Origin of the sequence: Paenibacillus sp. ALJ109b (assembly GCF_010747435.1) — a bacterium.
In the GTDB taxonomy this organism is placed as follows: Bacteria; Bacillota; Bacilli; order Paenibacillales; family Paenibacillaceae; genus Paenibacillus; species Paenibacillus taichungensis.
Genome location: NZ_JAAIFP010000029.1, coordinates 1 through 15,992, shown reverse-complemented (window position 1 = coordinate 15,992; position 15,992 = coordinate 1). Strand labels below are relative to the sequence as shown.

The following is a 15,992-nucleotide window of genomic DNA, read 5'->3' as shown; positions in this document are numbered from 1 at the left end:
GAGTGATGAGATAATGACCATATGGAATCTCTTTCAACATCCTCCTGCTGATTATCGTACGGTGCCATTCTGGTCCTGGAATGACGATCTGGATAAAAATGAACTTGAACGGCAGATCGAAGAGATGCATAAAGCTGGAATCGGCGGCTTTTTCATACATGCTCGCGGCGGGCTCACTGTACCTTATATGGGAAAAGAGTGGATGGAGCTCATACGGATCTGTATCAAGAAAAGTCAGGAGCTCGGGATGGAAACATGGCTCTATGATGAGAATGGTTGGCCTAGCGGTTTCGCTGATGGAAAGGTGCCTGCACTTGGGGTGGCTTATCAACAGAAGCGATTGGCTTATGAATGGGCTCCATTTAGCCGAGGCAATAAAGTTACGATTGCCTCCTATGTCCAGTCGGAGGAAGAACTGCACCTACTTACCGCTGCAGATACACATAATCCTGACTTCCGAGTTTATTATGAGTTGAACCCTTATTATATCGACACGTTAAGCAAAAAGGCTGTAGCTGCGTTCATTGATTCAACCTATAAGGCCTACTGGTCGGAGTTCGGTGATCAATTCGGCTCTGTGGTAAAAGGAATATTCACGGACGAACCGCAATTTGGACGTGGAGATCTTCCATGGTCGCTAGAACTCGAAGATGCTTTTCAGGACCAGCACGGGTATACGCTACGTAAGGTGCTCCCAGCTCTATTCTTGGAAACCAAGGACTGTCGCAGGGTCAGATACGATTATTGGTCATGTGTTACCACATTGTTTACTGAGTCTTACGCGAAGCAAATTGGAGAGTGGTGTGAGCAAAGGGGATGGTTAGCTACTGGTCATGTTGTGGACGAGCAAACCCTGATGGGTCAAGCAACTTCAGTGGGCGATCCATTGCTCTTCTACGAATATCTGCAAATCCCCGGTTGTGATTGGCTTGGACGTTCTGTGAGCGAAGATCCGATTGTTCCTAAGCAAGTTAGCTCTGTTGTTCGCCAGTTGGGCAAAAAGCAAGCCATCACGGAGAGTTACGGCTGTTCCGGGTGGAATGTCAGCTTTCAGGATTTAAAGCGAATTGGGGAATGGCAATTTGTTCATGGGATGAATCTAATGTGCCAACACTTGCAAGCTTACTCGCTAAGGGGACTTCGTAAACGGGATTATCCACCATCCTTGTTTTACCAGCAGCCTTGGTGGAGGTACTATTCTCACTTTAATGATTACTTTGCCCGTTTATCCATGCTCCTTGTGGAAGGTACACGGCAGGCTGAGGTATTACTGCTTCATCCTATCCGAACTGTTTGGGTGGAACTGGAGGGTTCTAACTCATCACGGGTTGAGCAATATCATGAATCGTTTGCTCAGCTGTCTCGCTGGTTGTGCCAATCGTTTATCGAGCATGATTATGGAAGCGAAGGAATTATTGAACGTCATGGCAGAGTAGAGGGAAATCTTTTTGTTGTAGGAGAGTCGGGGTATCGAGTCGTTGTCGTTCCGCCGAGTGTGACCTTAAGTGAGATGACGGTGAAATTGCTCAACCAGTTTGTATTGCAAGGAGGGAGCTTAGTCGTATTCGAACCTGCTCCGTTCCTCATCAATGGTCAACCTAGTGAAGAAATCAGTCGTTTAGTGAACACTGCAGTGAGTCCCGATTGGAATCGCAGTGCCCTGGTAGAATCTGTTTCCAGAACTGTTTCTCCATCAATCTCTATCGTTGATAAGGAAGGACTCCCTATCGCTTCGGACATGGTCAATATCCAGACACTTAAGTTAGAAGATGCCTATCTCTATTACCTAGTGAATTCCGGAGATAAGTGTTATCCAGATGCAGAGGTGACTCTCCCTCGAAAGGGTACACTGTCCCTAATTGATTTGGAGACTGGTGATATTAGGCCACTTAACTATACGGGGGCAGGTAACGGTGTCAAATTGAAAATGACTCTGTGCCCTACACAATCCTATGTCATCAGACTAGTTCCGAAGAAAGATCAACTGGAACTGGATGTGGTAACTCTACTCCAAACAGACAATACAACTAATACCATTCAGGAACTAAATGAGTTATGGGAAATTGATCATATCGATCACAATAGCTTGACGATGGATACTTGCAGGTACAGGCTGGAGAATGGCGACTGGTCGGAGCCTAAGCCTATTATTTTTATTCAGGAAGAACTGCTTCAAATAGGATATCCAGTTCAAGTTGAATTGGAATTCGAATTTCAGATCGCCTATAATCCTACGATTGTTCGGGAAATGCATCTGGTGATGGAAAATCCGGAGAAAGCGCAAATTTTAATTAATGAGTGCAAGATATCATCTCATAGCTGTGATTGGTGGAGAGATGTATCCTTCAAGAAGATTGATCTAAGTGGTTTCCTTCAGCATGGTCGAAATACTATCAGGTTAACATTGGATTTCTGGAACTCCCCCGAAACATATGCAGCTATGGAACGTGCTCAACGTTTTGAGTCTGAAGGGAATAAGATGACATTCGATACGGAGCTTGAAAGCGTGTATCTAGTTGGACATTTTGCTGTGAAATCGAAATCACCTTATAAAAATGGCGAGCATGGTGTCATGTATACAGATGGTCCATTTATACTTGAAGAACTTCCTCATCAATTTGTACTGACAACTGATTTAGGCTGCCAGGGCTTACCGTTTTTTGCAGGCAGCATTCGACTGATGCAGAAGGTTGCAATAAAACAGGAAGACAGCGCTTCATGGCTATGGCAGTTCGGCTCACCTCCAGATGCGATTGTCACAAGGTTATCAATTAACGGACAAGAAGTTCGCATTTTTTTATGGGAACCCTATGAAGCAGATATTTCAGAATATCTCCAACAAGGAGAAAATCTGATTGAGCTGGAGTTGACCAGCAGTTGTAGAAACTTGCTCGGGCCACACCATCATGTGAAAGGGGAACCAATGAAGGTTGGCCCAGACAGTTTTAAAAATAGAGTCGGTTGGACGGATAGAGACCTAGACCCAAATATCAATTTGTATCAATCTCATTACGCTTTTGTTCGTCTTGGACTAAGTACTTTACCACGAATAGTTAGGATGACATGAAGAGCAAGAAGATACGTGGTCGGTTTGAGATTTATAAAAGGACATATCTTGTTAATCAATGATTCCCTCATAATTTGAAAGAGCTCTCAAAAAATTGAAGGAGGCAAATGTGATGACAATGATTAGAAAATTTCTATACTCTACTTTAGGGTTAATGCTAGCTGCCACCATTTTTACACTTACCTCGAATGCCCAATCTGGACTCATTACTCCAGAAGGAAGTCAAGTAGCACCAGCTACAATACACACTTATCAACCATCAGTGCGCTATACCAACTCGGCTAACTATACGCTGAAGGCGAACGGGGTTGTTGTACCAGTTGTCAAGGGATTCAGTGACTATGACTATGCACACTTTTCCATGTCGGAAGGGCCTGTTACGTATGAATTAACGATTTTAAATACCGATAAAGTACATGAATACTCCATAAGTCCAAAAAAGCTCGGTATACAAGCTGAAAAGGTAGAGGGAAAAACGATTACCTTCACAACCCAATCTGACGAATACCTGATCGTGACGATGAATAATCGTCAAACGCGCATGGTCATCGCTGCGGATCCGATGGAGACGGATATTCCGGCTTCAAGTGGGGACGGCATTTTTAATGTTACAGCCGCACCATATCATGTGGTGTCCTCAGGCACACCAGGATCCGGAGTATCCACAAGAACGGCTGCAATTCAGCAAGCGATTGACGATGCAAGCCAGTACGGTACTCTTCAAGGAGACGGTAGACAAGGAATAGTCTATATACCGGCAGGAACCTATTATATTGGCAATCTGGTATTAAAAAGTAATACAGCAGTCTATATGGAGCCCGGAGCAACATTCATTGGTACAGGTAAAACAGTTGATTATAAGGAGCACTGGTTTAAGGATTCCATGGGTAGGCCAGCTACCTGGTGGATCTCGACTGCTTTCCAATCCGAAAATATCCGGATATATGGAAGAGGGACACTCGATGGCAACGGGCAAGCTTTGCACGATGATAAGACCACCAATGGTAAAGGAATGATCAATAATCTGATTGTCCCAATCGCCACTTCCAATTTTGATATGGATGGTATCCTTATCAGGGAATCATCCGGCTGGGCCGTTGTCACGGTTCGCTCTAACGATTTAACTTTCACAAATTTAAAATTGTTCAACAGTCTGGGAATGGGAGAGAATGACGGCATTGATATTTGCGAATCCCAGGATGTAGTTGTACAAAATGCGATCGGTATTTCCTTGGATGATCCATTTTCTACGAAAGCCTGGAAAGAGGACACTGACATTGCTTCAGGTAAAGTACCTTGGCCGGGAAATCCAGAACCGGTTCAAAACGTGTTATTTGAGGATACGATAGCGTGGACAATATGCTATGGTTACAAGATTGGTCAAGGCGTCATGCAGGATCAATCTAATATTGTATTCAGAAACGGAGTCGTTTATAAAGCCGCAGTGGGCTTCGCTATCCATCATAAATATGGAACCGGAGTCGTCAGTGATGTGAGGTTTGAATCGATGGATGTCGAGGACATCAGTGGAAGTAACGAAGACAATAGTGCCTGGATGACCCTTTTCACGGTTAATGGTGGCAACCATGGAGTGGGACCCATTCAAGGAGTCACTGTGAAAAATATTACGGTGCGTGACGCAGGGGAAAGCTTTGCCAAGATTAAAGGAGTGGAAGGAGCCAAGATCACAGATCTGCTGTTTGAGAATGTCTATATGCCTGGTAGCAGTACCCCTGCGCGTACGCTTCATGAGATGAATTTTCTAAATAAAGAGTATTACAGCGGAGTAACGATTAAGCCGGTTCAGAATAATGAGCCGCTTCCCTTAACTAATTTGGCACTTCATCGTCCAGCGGTCGCTTCATCCAATGACGGGATTGAGAACACCGCACCCTATGTGACCGACGGCAACTTAACAACCCGCTTTGGTTCAAAGCGCGGAGTGGACCCAGGATGGATTTATGTGGATCTCGGGGAAACCAAAAAGATCAATGAAGTCAGGTTATACTGGGAGGCTGCTTACGGTAAAAGTTATCGCATACAGGTAGCTGACGCTCCAACCCAAGAGGCAAATTGGAGAGACGTTTATAGCACCACAAACGGTAAAGGTGGTCTAGAGAAGATTACTTTTAACGAAGTGGAAGCACGTTATGTCCGTATGTACGGAACCGCTCGGGCAACGAATTATGGGTATTCAATTTGGGAATTCGAGGTATACGGACCGGCACAATAATTCGAGTAGATAGAAAAAAAGATATCTTTAAGTGCGGCCGTTTCCCGGTAATCCACCGGGGAATGGTCGTTTAGTTTTTTTCTGAAATCGATCTTGACCATGTGTAGGTAATCCCACGCTGTGAATGACCGCGATCCTATACGAAGTCGAACTTGTGAAAGACATCTTGGAATTGGAACGAAATTGAACGCAGCTACTATTATGGTGTTTAATGTCCACCTTTGTCAGTCAGATTGAAAAGCAGAATCAATTAAGATACTCTTGGATTGGAAATGTCTAGTTGTTCGATTCGACCATGGCTCCTTTACTTTTCATTGTTGAGCTATTAAATTGGAATGCATATAGGTTGGGCGAAAATACGAAAATGATCACATTAAACGAAGATAAAAGAGAGGTTTGTACTTATGACAATGACGTTTAGGAAACTGAGTGAGCTATCGATCGAGGAAAATGTACGTATTTGGAATCTAGGATTCGAGGGCTATTTTATACAGATGGTCATGACGGTTGAGGCTTTGATGACTAGGGTTGTTAACGAAGGACTTTCCTTGGAGAATTCAATTGCTATTTATGTGGATGGTGAACCTGCAGGGTTTGTGATGAATGGATTTCGTGACGTAGATGGAAAGAAAGTGGCATGGAACGGTGGGACAGGTATTGCGCCTGCATTTAGAGGGCAGGGCATTGGCAGAGCGCTCATGTTAAGAAATCTAGAGTTGTACCGAGAACATGGCGTGGAGCTTGCGATGCTTGAAGCGCTTACCCAGAATGAGAGTGCGATCAAGCTATATCAGTATGTGGGGTATGAAATTACGGATCGATTAATGATTTTACAACATACGGGTACAATAGATCCTCAATTACTGAAGCGATCTTTTGCGCATCCCTTTTCTATGACCAAAGGATTGCCCCGTGATGTATATGCGCTAGACTTCTATCGAGGTTTATCTTCTTGGCAGACACAATGGCCTAGCATGAAGGAGGGTGAATCTATAATCATTAGACAAGATGGCGAGCCTTTATGCTATGCATTGTATAAGCGAACATTTGATCAAGAGGGTAAATTGGTAACCATTTCACTCTATCAATGTGAGGTCCTTCCTGGGCGGGAAGATGCAGAGGAGATTTATAAGCTTGCTCTCAGTGAACTGTTCGCCCCGTTAGACTATGTTTGCAGACGAGGGACGTCTAACCTGCGTAAATCCAACCAACCTCTGAACGATCTATTGATAAAATTAGGTTTTACAACAAATGTTGAGCAAGTGCTCATGATGCGAAATATGAATTTTAGATGAGATAAAAGAGAAACAGATAGATAATAGTAATATTCAATTACAAATTTTTTAAGCATTCGTTGAAGTCATGATTCAAGAAATAAAGCAACACACATCATTAAGCTAAAGGGAAACGATAAAAACAAGAAGACAGCCGATCACGATCGGCTGTCTTCTTGTTGAACTGAAGTACAGAGTGAACAAAACTGGAGATATTTTAGCTAAGAAGTAATTCGAGCAAAAAATTAGAATGAACAGTTTTACCAAACCATTTAACACTTGCAAGCAATGCAATTATATCTTCATTCCCTATCATTATAAGTAAACGAAGTGACGCAGGCAGCCGGCAAAAATCCACTTTCCTTATTAAAACTTTCGTTTGTATCCTCTTAATTACTTGACAAAAGGTAACTGGTTAGATATTTTAATACATAACCAGTTACCTATTTTGGAGGTGGAAATATTGGAATTTCCAATCGAAAAAAAAATCACACCTAAAGCCTATGTTTATGGATCAATTTTCACATTGTCTAACCGTTTGCAACTTTTAGGTGATAGAAGATATAAGGATCTTTCATTAAAACAAGCTTTTGTGTTGTGGAATATTTCTCTTTATGATGATTACTTTCTGAACCTAAAAGATATTGCTCAAATTGTCGGTACTTCGAGTCAGAATGTGAAAAAAATCATAGATATTCTTGAGAAAAAAGGTTTTGCTACAGTAGGAAAAGATGAAACTGACAGAAGGAGTTTACGTGTTGCTTTAACATCTGAGGGTAAAAAGTATTACTTGGAAAGAGGTAAGGAGGAAGAACAGTATATAGAGGAGTTATTTACTGACTTCGATGATGAGATGCTTATGGGATTGTATCAAGGTCTATATAAACTTATGGAAAAAACAGCTCAAGAACAAGGGGGAAAATAATATGGCAGTTTATCTGAATGAAGTATCGCGCACCTTTGGTGAGTATTTACTAATACCAGGTTACTCATCTGTAGAGTGTATACCGGCAAATGTTAGCTTACAAACACCCTTAGTAAAATTTATAAAGGGAAATAAACCTCCTATTTCTTTGAAAATTCCTATGACATCAGCAATTATGCAGTCTGTTTCTGATGATACAATGGCAATATCTTTAGCAAAAGAAGGTGGACTTTCTTTTATTTACGGATCACAATCTATTGAAAGTCAGGCACAAATGGTTGCTCGTGGTAAAAGTTATAGAGCTGGATTTGTTGTTAGTGATTCAAATATATCTCCTGAAGCTACTTTAGACGAACTGTTAATGTTAAAGAAGAAAACAAATCATTCGACTGTAGCAGTAACAATTGATGGAAGTTCTAGAGGTGAATTAGTAGGCATTGTAACTAGCAGAGATTATCGAGTTAGTCGGATGACTTTAGACACTAAAGTTAAAGATTTTATGACACCGTTCGAAGAAATAATCTGTGGTAATAAAGATACCACATTAAAAGAAGCGAATAATATTATATGGGAACACAAATTAAATTGTCTTCCAATCATTGATGATGAACAAAGATTGATTTCGATGGTGTTTCGAAAAGATTACAATACTAATAAGAATAATGAGAATGAGTTGATTGATGAATCAAAAAGATATATGGTTGGTGCAGGTATTAATACTAGAGATTATGCTGAACGAATTCCAGCATTACTTCAAGCTGGAGTAGACGTTCTTTGTATTGACAGTTCCGAAGGATTCACAGAATGGCAAAAGATTGTTCTTGAATACGTCCGGAAGAATTATGGTGATACCGTAAAAATAGGGGCAGGAAATATAGTTGATAAAGAAGGTTTCCGTTTCCTAGCCGAAGCTGGTGCTGATTTTGTAAAAGTAGGAATTGGCGGCGGTGCAATTTGTATTACACGAGAACAAAAAGGTATAGGGAGAGGTCAAGCTACCGCATTAATTGAGGTAGCGAAGGCTCGTGACGAATATTTTAATGAGACAGGAATCTATGTACCAATTTGTTCTGATGGAGGTACTGTACACGATTATCATATTACATTGGCGCTAGCTATGGGAGCAGATTTTCTAATGTTAGGCAGATATTTTGCCCGATTTGATGAGAGCCCCACTAAAAAAGTGAATATAAACGGTAATTATATGAAGGAGTATTGGGGAGAGGGAAGTACAAGGGCAAAAAATTGGCAAAGATATGACTTAGGCGGTGACGAAAAACTTTCTTTTGAAGAAGGAGTTGATTCGTTTGTACCCTATGCAGGAAGTTTAGAAGATAATGTTGGACTTTCTTTAAGCATAGTACGTTCAACAATGTGTAATTGTGGTTTCCTGACAATTTCTGAACTACAAAAAAATGCGAAGATAACCTTAGTTTCTTCTACAAGTATTGTTGAGGGTAGTGCACACGATGTTCTACTTAAAGATAGTCGTCAGATATTGTAACACATCATTGTTAGCGAATCGTTCACTGAATAAATTAGATTTTTATATAAATGAGATGTAGCTTATATATGTTTGAGAACTGTGATCACAGTTCCTTAAAGTGTCGAGAAAGTCTTAGGGACTTACTCGACACTTTATTTTTTAATTGGGGGGACTCGAGAGACCGTAGAAGAGTAGTTAATCCGGAACCCCAACCATTTCGTGTCACGGGACAAGAGCATTGTTTCGTTATTTGGCAACATTATATAGTTGTATTGCGTTCATTTAAGTGAGTACTTTAAAGGTGGAGGATTATAATAAAAGTAAAATATTTATATTTTATTCTCAACATTATACTGATTATTCTAACATCAGCTTGCTCCAGCAGTTTGACTAGTTCAGGTTCACAGGAGGATCTTACTGGACCTTATCGCGTAGCGTTGGATGAAGTGATTTCAAATGATACAGCTCTTAATGCCGATATGGAGTATATTTCTCTGGTTTGGGAAGAGAGAGTTATTTTGAAAAGTTCTGATAAACAAGTTATTGAAGAATACTTACAAAAAGAATATAACATCAAGATTTATAACTACACCTATGAACAATTAATAGAGCAAAAGTTATATGAGCAGGGGAAAACGATGCTTAAAGGCATTCTTCTAACCATTGAAAAGCAGAAGCAATCGATCAACCCAGATGAGATGACTATTGAGGTTAGTAAGTATCGTGCAAACGAGGGATCAATCTCTTTAGACATGAAACTTGCTTACCAGCAAGGGCAATGGAACGTCGTTGAATATGCTATGATCAGAGAAAGTTAGGGAGTACCTTATGTAAAGAGCTGTTCTTTCGGCCGTATTTAAGAGTGGATATATCTTTCCTGTCTTTCAGGGAGGTAGTCGGGAACTTTATGTCAATGTACAAAATGTACATACTTCACGCCATCCGATCTGGGAAAAAAGGAGAATACCCCCTATGAAATCATCACCGAAGGAGTCTTATGTGTCTCATGACACTCGCCTTACCCGCTATGCTATCGTGTCCACTGCCTAGGTTCTCCAGCTTTTAGTGTGTGGCGCGAGGTTGCAGCCCATACCATGACCACCAACTGGGTGCTGGCAAATCACTGTGCGAGTTTTCCGTTAATGTACCACTGGCGGGTGCTAAAAAGTCCAGAACGACGAACTCCAATCTCTGATGAACTGAGCGATGTTTCCGGTATTGTTGAGTTTTGGGATACTTCAAAAATGCGTGACCGTATTGAGGCACTTGAACAATCCGAGTACAGTGTTGTACTGTTCTGTGAGAACATTCCCTACAACCTGCACGACTGGCTTTCCGAACAGATTGCTATTGGTGAGAGTAAAGCCGCTTCAGCACTATCCATGGTGGATTTGAATCTGCGATCCGCTGTCTCCTTTATGGATCCAAACAAGTTACAGCATTTCGATCTTCACTTTAAGAATGTTTTAACCGACGGAAACCGTGTTTATATTTCGGACTTTGGTCTTGCGACGTCTTCTAGGTTTGAACTGTCTGATTCCGAATTGAATTTTCTTGAAGCGAACAAGACTCATGATGGGTGTTATGTGGTAACAACGTTAGTGAACTGGCTTGTAACGGCATTGGTTGGCATGGTAAACCGAACTGAACGTATAGACTTCATACGCCGTTGTGCTGAGCGCGACGAGTTGCCTGAGCTGATGGATTCAGCAGCAAAGATTATCATGCGGTACGCTCCAATAGCCGTAGTGATGAATGATTTCTACACCAATTTTGTTTCGATGAGCAGAACTACGATTTTTCCAGTTGAGGAGATTGAACGGATCTGTACAAAAAAGGGGTTCGATCCATTTTACTCAGGTGCAAAGCTTGTTTAGTACTTTAGAATCTTATAGTTAAGTTTAGGTCTTGTTAGTTCCTAGAAGTGGATTTGAAAAAGTACAACTTTTTGATGGAAAAGGAAAAGGCCACATCAATAAAATAACAAAACAGAATGTGCCAACACCTCATGTTAATGGTAAGTCAATACCTGGGGGAGTTAGACCAACTAGACCAGATGGAATTCCAAAGAAGAGGTAGAGATGATGAATGCATTAAAATGGCTTCAGAACTGGTATTATGAAAATTGTAATGGAGATTGGGAACATTCATATGGTGTGAAAATTGATACAGTCGATAATCCCGGTTGGTATGTTGAAATCAATTTGGCGGAAACTTATTTAGAGGATACGCCATTTGATTCGATAGAAGAAGAGAGAACTGATGAAGATTGGTTTTACTGTATTGTGAGGGATGGAGTATTTCATGGTGCAGGCGGAGCTACGAATCTAGAAGAGATACTAATTCACTTTAAAAATTGGGCTTCAAGCATAGAAAGATGATAATTACGGAAGTTATCGATGTGTTCTATCGAGCTGCCCTAATATTGTTTTAGGACACTAGTGCCATAATAAAAAAACAATAACTTTTATGTCAAGGAACAAGACAATTCCCATTGAAAGTCGCTTTTTTAGCGACTTTTTTATTTTATCGCCACATCTTTGTGTCCCGAATCGAGGACAAGAACTTGTACCGATTTATTTCCGTAAAGGATACGACCGTGGTTTGATTACTGATTTGTTTGATGATTATTTAATAAAGTTTCGGCTGCTTTACCAATACGGCTTCTACTGGAAAAATTAAACTGACCCCTCCGCTATTTTCAGCGAGAGAGGCCCGTTACTTGTCAATTGCAGTACTTATATATTGTGCATGCCCTCCAAAACAGCGATCAAGATGAAGAGTTGTTATTAGGCGATCTGTCAATTTTTTTGGTTCGTTCCGCCAGTTCAGTTATTGACTTAATGTCTTGATCAGTTAATAGATCTAGAAAATACTTGCGTATTGCCTTTGAGACTATGGGAAGGGCTTCATCCAAGGCTGACTTTCCGACGGGAGTAATAATGACTTGCACACCGCGATCTGTGTCTAGTGGTTTCCTCAGAACTAGACCTCGTTTTTCCATACGCGTTAGATGATGAGATAGTCGGCTCTTATCCCAGTCCATCGAGTCAGCTAGTTCCTGTTGGCGAAGTTTACCATCCCCAAATTGAACTAACCGATCTAATACTCCAAAATCACCTTCTGAAAGTCCTGTATATTCAGACATTTCTTTTACAACGCGACCGAAGACGCGTTTAAAAGAGCCTTTCCACGTATTCCATAGTCGCATTTCGTCTTCGTTTAGTTCATTAATATCCATGCCAATATAATACCATGGTTGACACATCAACCACAAGGTGTTAGAGTTTGTTTTATGAGTTGACATGTCAACCGAAGGGGTTGAATTTGTCTTTAGGTTGATATGTCAACTTAAGAGGGTTATAAAGATCTGCAAAAGATGTATAGGAAGGAGAGAAAAGTGCATAAACCTGTGCCTTGGTCACTGGGGCAAACAAAGGAAACGGGCACTAAATAACGAAAAATCTCGCGTCACAAGGATTTACCGTGCTCATCAACGTTCTCAAATGAGAAACGACAGCGAGTTAATCTCTAGTACTGACTCACTAGAAGATCCTCGGAGAATATTAGGCGTAACGCCTACAAATATAAGGAGTGTGTTATTAAATGGAATATGTGAAACTGGGACAAAGCGGTTTGGATGTTTCGAAATTAAGTCTTGGAACCATGAGCTTCGGCGTACCTGAACGCGGCAATACCCCATGGTCATTGAATGAAGAGGACAGCAGACCGATTATTAAAGAAGCAATCGAAATGGGCATTAATTTTTTTAGTACTGCTAATATGTATTCGGACGGAACAAGTGAAGAAATTCTTGGACGTGCATTAAAGGATTTCGCCCGTCGTGATGAAACCGTCATTGCTACAAAGGTATTTGTTCCGATGCGCAAAGGTCCGAATGCAATGGGGCTTTCCCGTAAAGCCATCATGACCGAAATTGATAACAGTCTAAAACGGCTTGGAACGGACTACGTCGATTTGTACCAGATCCATAGGTGGGATCCTAATACACCAATTGAGGAGACAATGGAGGCTCTTCACGATTTAGTTAAGTCGGGAAAGGTTAGATATATCGGAGCATCTTCCATGTTGGCATGGCAATTTGCCAAAGCGCAGCATGTCGCGGAGCGCCATGGCTGGACACGTTTCGTTTCCATGGAAAATAGACTTAACTTGCTTTATCGTGAAGAAGAAAGAGAAATGCTCCCCCTTTGCAAAGATGAGGGCGTTGGCATCACTCCTTACCTGCCTTTCGCGGCAGGCCGGTTAACCCGGGAGTGGAATGAGCAGACCTCGCGATCCGAGAATGACCAAATAGCAAAAGCGTTGTTTATTAAAACGGAAGAAGCTGATCGCAAAGTTGCTGAAAGAGTAGCGGAAGTTGCCGCTAACCGAGGGATTCCGCGCGCACAAGTTGCTCTTGCATGGTTGCTGCAAAAGGAAGAGGTCACAGCACCAATAATCGGTTCGACCAAAATCAGCCATCTCGAAGATGCGGTTTCAGCGTTATCGGTTAAATTAACGTCTGAAGAGATTACCCGTTTAGAAGAACTTTATATACCACATCCATTAGTATAAATTGGACACATATCCTTTACTAAGATACCGTTCTGTATCGATATCCTCACCAACATCGATTCTATAAGCTAAAACTTTTGTAATAAACTCTTCTTGGATGCGATCCTTGAAGAGTTTATTCGCTTTTTCGATGTGACAAGCAGTTGAAGACATTTGGGAGCCGACTAAAAAAAGATAAACCTGGTTCAGGCATACCTTATAGGCCAAATGGCGGGGAACTTTCTGGAACAACCTCTAATCTATTGAACATGGATTGATGATCGATAGCGCAAAAAATACTGTTAACAATTAACACGAGGTCAGCTATATTAGAGAGGTTTTTCCATTTGGCGGAGATTAGAAGCGAAAAGGGTTGTATCTTTCGGGCATGAAGGCACGCAATTACTGAGTGCCTTTATTTTATGATTGGGTATCAATCTAATTTATGCCCGAAACAAAAAGAGTACATCAATAATTTTACTAATTAATATTTTTACTTTTCAAATAATTTATTTTTTTTGACTAAAACAGCACCTCAGTTGATTTACAGTTCCAGTATATTATTATCGTGACCGTAAATGTTCGCTGCGTAAAGGCCGTTTTGCCGACCACAGCCTCCAACCCGTAAGTACTGCGGCTACTAAGCATATTGAAGCGGAGGTCATGAAGACCACGTGCATGCCTGATAGAAAAAGATCGGGGCGGTCCGGCACAAGTCCTGTAACCCTACGACCAGCCAAGTTGCTCATAACACCAAACAGGGTGGTAGTAGCAACCGTAATTCCCACGACCATGCCCATATTCCGGACGAGCGAGTTAATACTGCCTGCTATTCCGAGTTGGGTTTTGGGGACTTTTGACATTACCAACGAGTTGTTCGGAGATTGAAACAAACCGCTGCCGAGACCGAGCATACCGATCCAACTCCCAACCAGAATAATAGAGCTGCCGCTATGGAGTCGAGCAAGTCCGACTTGAGCGATGACCATCACAACGAGTCCTGCGAAAGTGAGCAGCTCGGAACCAATTTTGTCCGATAGTGCGCCACTGAGTGGAGCTACGATTACCATGACAATTGGAAACAGCATTAGCAAGAGCCCAGCGTGGGAGGGTGTAAGATTCAAAATACTTTGTGTGTAGAACGGTGCGATGATGTTAAAACAAAAGTTGGCCACAAATACCAGAAAACCGCATAAAATGCTTAAGCTGAACAGCGGATTTTTAAACAGGTCGAGCTTTAGCATGGGTTCTGGATTACGAATCTCAACGAATAGGAAAATAACAAAAACAATGGCGGAGATGATTAACGCAGCGACGATCCGCATATCCCCATAACCGACCTGCTGCCCGAGCAGTAGACCTGAAAATAAAGCTATGATAAATAGAGGGAATAGCAAACCCCCGGCCTTATCGATACGGACCTTCAGCTTGGTGCGATCAGCTGGAAGTACCTTCCACCCAATCGCAATCGCGATCAGTCCAACCGGGATATTCACCAAAAATATGTACTCCCAACCCAGTCCGGATACGATAATACCGCCGAGGCTCGGTCCAGCAATGCTGCCAAGCGAGACAAATGTACCGATCAGCCCCAACGCTTTTCCCCGTTCTTTTGTTGGGAAGATGTCTGTAATGATGCCCTGGCTATTGGCCATCGTCATCGCTGCGCCAAGGGCTTGGAGTAGTCGTGAACCCAGGAGAAGCGGCAGGCTGAAGCTGAGCCCACACAGAAGGGAACCAACCGTGAAAATAATCATACCCCATTTGAACACTTTAATTTTACCAACGATGTCGCCGAGCTTGCCGAAAAAGAGGATCGCTGCACAAATGGTCATCAGGTAAGCGGTGACTATCCATTCCGCTTCAGCGACTGTCAGATCCATCCGCTTCGCGATAACGGGCAGAGCAATATTGACGATACTGCCGTCGAGCGTCGACATAAATGTAAATAAATTCAGGACTATCAGGATGACCCAACGTCTTTTCTGGATTACTGGGTCATCTTGATAAGTAATGAAACGATTCTCGTCTTCCAGTTTCACTAAAAATCACTCCTTACTATCGTCAAAAACAATTAGTTGCATTAGCAACTAATTTGGTTTTGATTATACTTTAAGTTAGTTGCGTACGCAACTTGTATGAGGTAAAATTTTTGGATACAAAAGATCTTAAGGAGGTACTGGGTTGAAGAAACCTTCGATTGGCAAAATGTTGTCCTACATTCATCGTATTAACCAAAAAGAATTGGCTAGCATATTAAAACCATTTGATATCGGCGGGGGCGGGCACCACAATTATCTTAAGGCGATCTTGTCGAATCCCGGCCTCAACCAGGACCAGCTCACAAATGAAGTGAAGTTCGATAAAGCGACTACGACCCGTTGCGTCAAGCAGCTAGAGGATGCTGGATACATTTACCGTTCGGTGGACTCTCGCGATCGTCGTTCTTA

At 41.9% G+C, this 15,992-nt stretch carries 12 protein-coding genes; 10 read left to right on the top strand and 2 right to left on the bottom strand.

Features of this window, described 5'->3' with window-relative positions:
• Positions 1 to 13: 13 nt before the first annotated feature.
• From G3352_RS25155 to G3352_RS25120, 8 genes are all read left to right on the top strand, one after another.
• Entirely contained in the window at positions 14 to 3,067 is a 3,054-nt protein-coding gene (locus G3352_RS25155) for a glycosyl hydrolase (RefSeq protein ID WP_163760986.1), read from the top strand.
• A 112-nt stretch (positions 3,068 to 3,179) separates the two neighbouring features.
• The gene (locus G3352_RS25150; protein ID WP_163760985.1) at positions 3,180 to 5,300 is read left to right on the top strand and encodes a galactose-binding domain-containing protein; all 2,121 of its coding nucleotides are present in this window, start codon (positions 3,180 to 3,182) and stop codon (positions 5,298 to 5,300) included.
• Between the two features lie 404 nt (positions 5,301 to 5,704).
• A complete protein-coding gene (locus G3352_RS25145; protein ID WP_163760984.1) occupies positions 5,705 to 6,595 on the top strand; it encodes a GNAT family N-acetyltransferase in 891 nt (296 codons plus the stop codon).
• A 442-nt stretch (positions 6,596 to 7,037) separates the two neighbouring features.
• Entirely contained in the window at positions 7,038 to 7,499 is a 462-nt protein-coding gene (locus tag G3352_RS25140) for a MarR family winged helix-turn-helix transcriptional regulator (protein WP_163760983.1), read from the top strand.
• 1 nt (position 7,500) lies between these two features.
• Positions 7,501 to 9,003 (top strand): IMP dehydrogenase, encoded by a 1,503-nt coding sequence (locus G3352_RS25135; protein WP_163760982.1) that lies wholly within the window; start codon positions 7,501 to 7,503, stop codon positions 9,001 to 9,003.
• A gap of 368 nt (positions 9,004 to 9,371) precedes the next feature.
• The gene (locus tag G3352_RS25130) at positions 9,372 to 9,803 is read left to right on the top strand and encodes a hypothetical protein (protein ID WP_205525051.1); all 432 of its coding nucleotides are present in this window, start codon (positions 9,372 to 9,374) and stop codon (positions 9,801 to 9,803) included.
• Between the two features lie 276 nt (positions 9,804 to 10,079).
• Positions 10,080 to 10,862, top strand: coding sequence for a protein kinase family protein (locus G3352_RS25125; protein WP_240343217.1), 783 nt, complete (start codon positions 10,080 to 10,082; stop codon positions 10,860 to 10,862).
• Positions 10,863 to 11,066: 204 nt separating this feature from the next.
• A complete protein-coding gene (locus G3352_RS25120) occupies positions 11,067 to 11,366 on the top strand; it encodes an immunity 53 family protein (protein WP_240343216.1) in 300 nt (99 codons plus the stop codon).
• 389 nt (positions 11,367 to 11,755) lie between these two features.
• Here the strand turns inward: G3352_RS25120 and G3352_RS25115 are convergent, their stop codons facing one another.
• Positions 11,756 to 12,292 carry a MarR family winged helix-turn-helix transcriptional regulator gene (locus G3352_RS25115; RefSeq protein WP_240343215.1) on the bottom strand — a complete coding sequence of 179 codons (537 nt, stop codon included), beginning with the start codon at positions 12,290 to 12,292 and terminating at the stop codon, positions 11,756 to 11,758.
• Between the two features lie 299 nt (positions 12,293 to 12,591).
• Between G3352_RS25115 and G3352_RS25110 the strand changes: the two genes are divergently transcribed.
• The gene (locus G3352_RS25110) at positions 12,592 to 13,563 is read left to right on the top strand and encodes an aldo/keto reductase (RefSeq protein WP_163760978.1); all 972 of its coding nucleotides are present in this window, start codon (positions 12,592 to 12,594) and stop codon (positions 13,561 to 13,563) included.
• Positions 13,564 to 14,105: 542 nt separating this feature from the next.
• On the opposite strand, the gene G3352_RS25105 is transcribed toward G3352_RS25110, so the two are convergent.
• Positions 14,106 to 15,578, bottom strand: coding sequence for an MFS transporter (locus G3352_RS25105; RefSeq protein WP_163761005.1), 1,473 nt, complete (start codon positions 15,576 to 15,578; stop codon positions 14,106 to 14,108).
• A gap of 148 nt (positions 15,579 to 15,726) precedes the next feature.
• Here G3352_RS25105 and G3352_RS25100 point away from each other — a divergent pair.
• A partial coding sequence (locus G3352_RS25100) for a MarR family winged helix-turn-helix transcriptional regulator (protein WP_163760977.1) occupies positions 15,727 to 15,992 on the top strand: 266 nt, incomplete at its 3' end.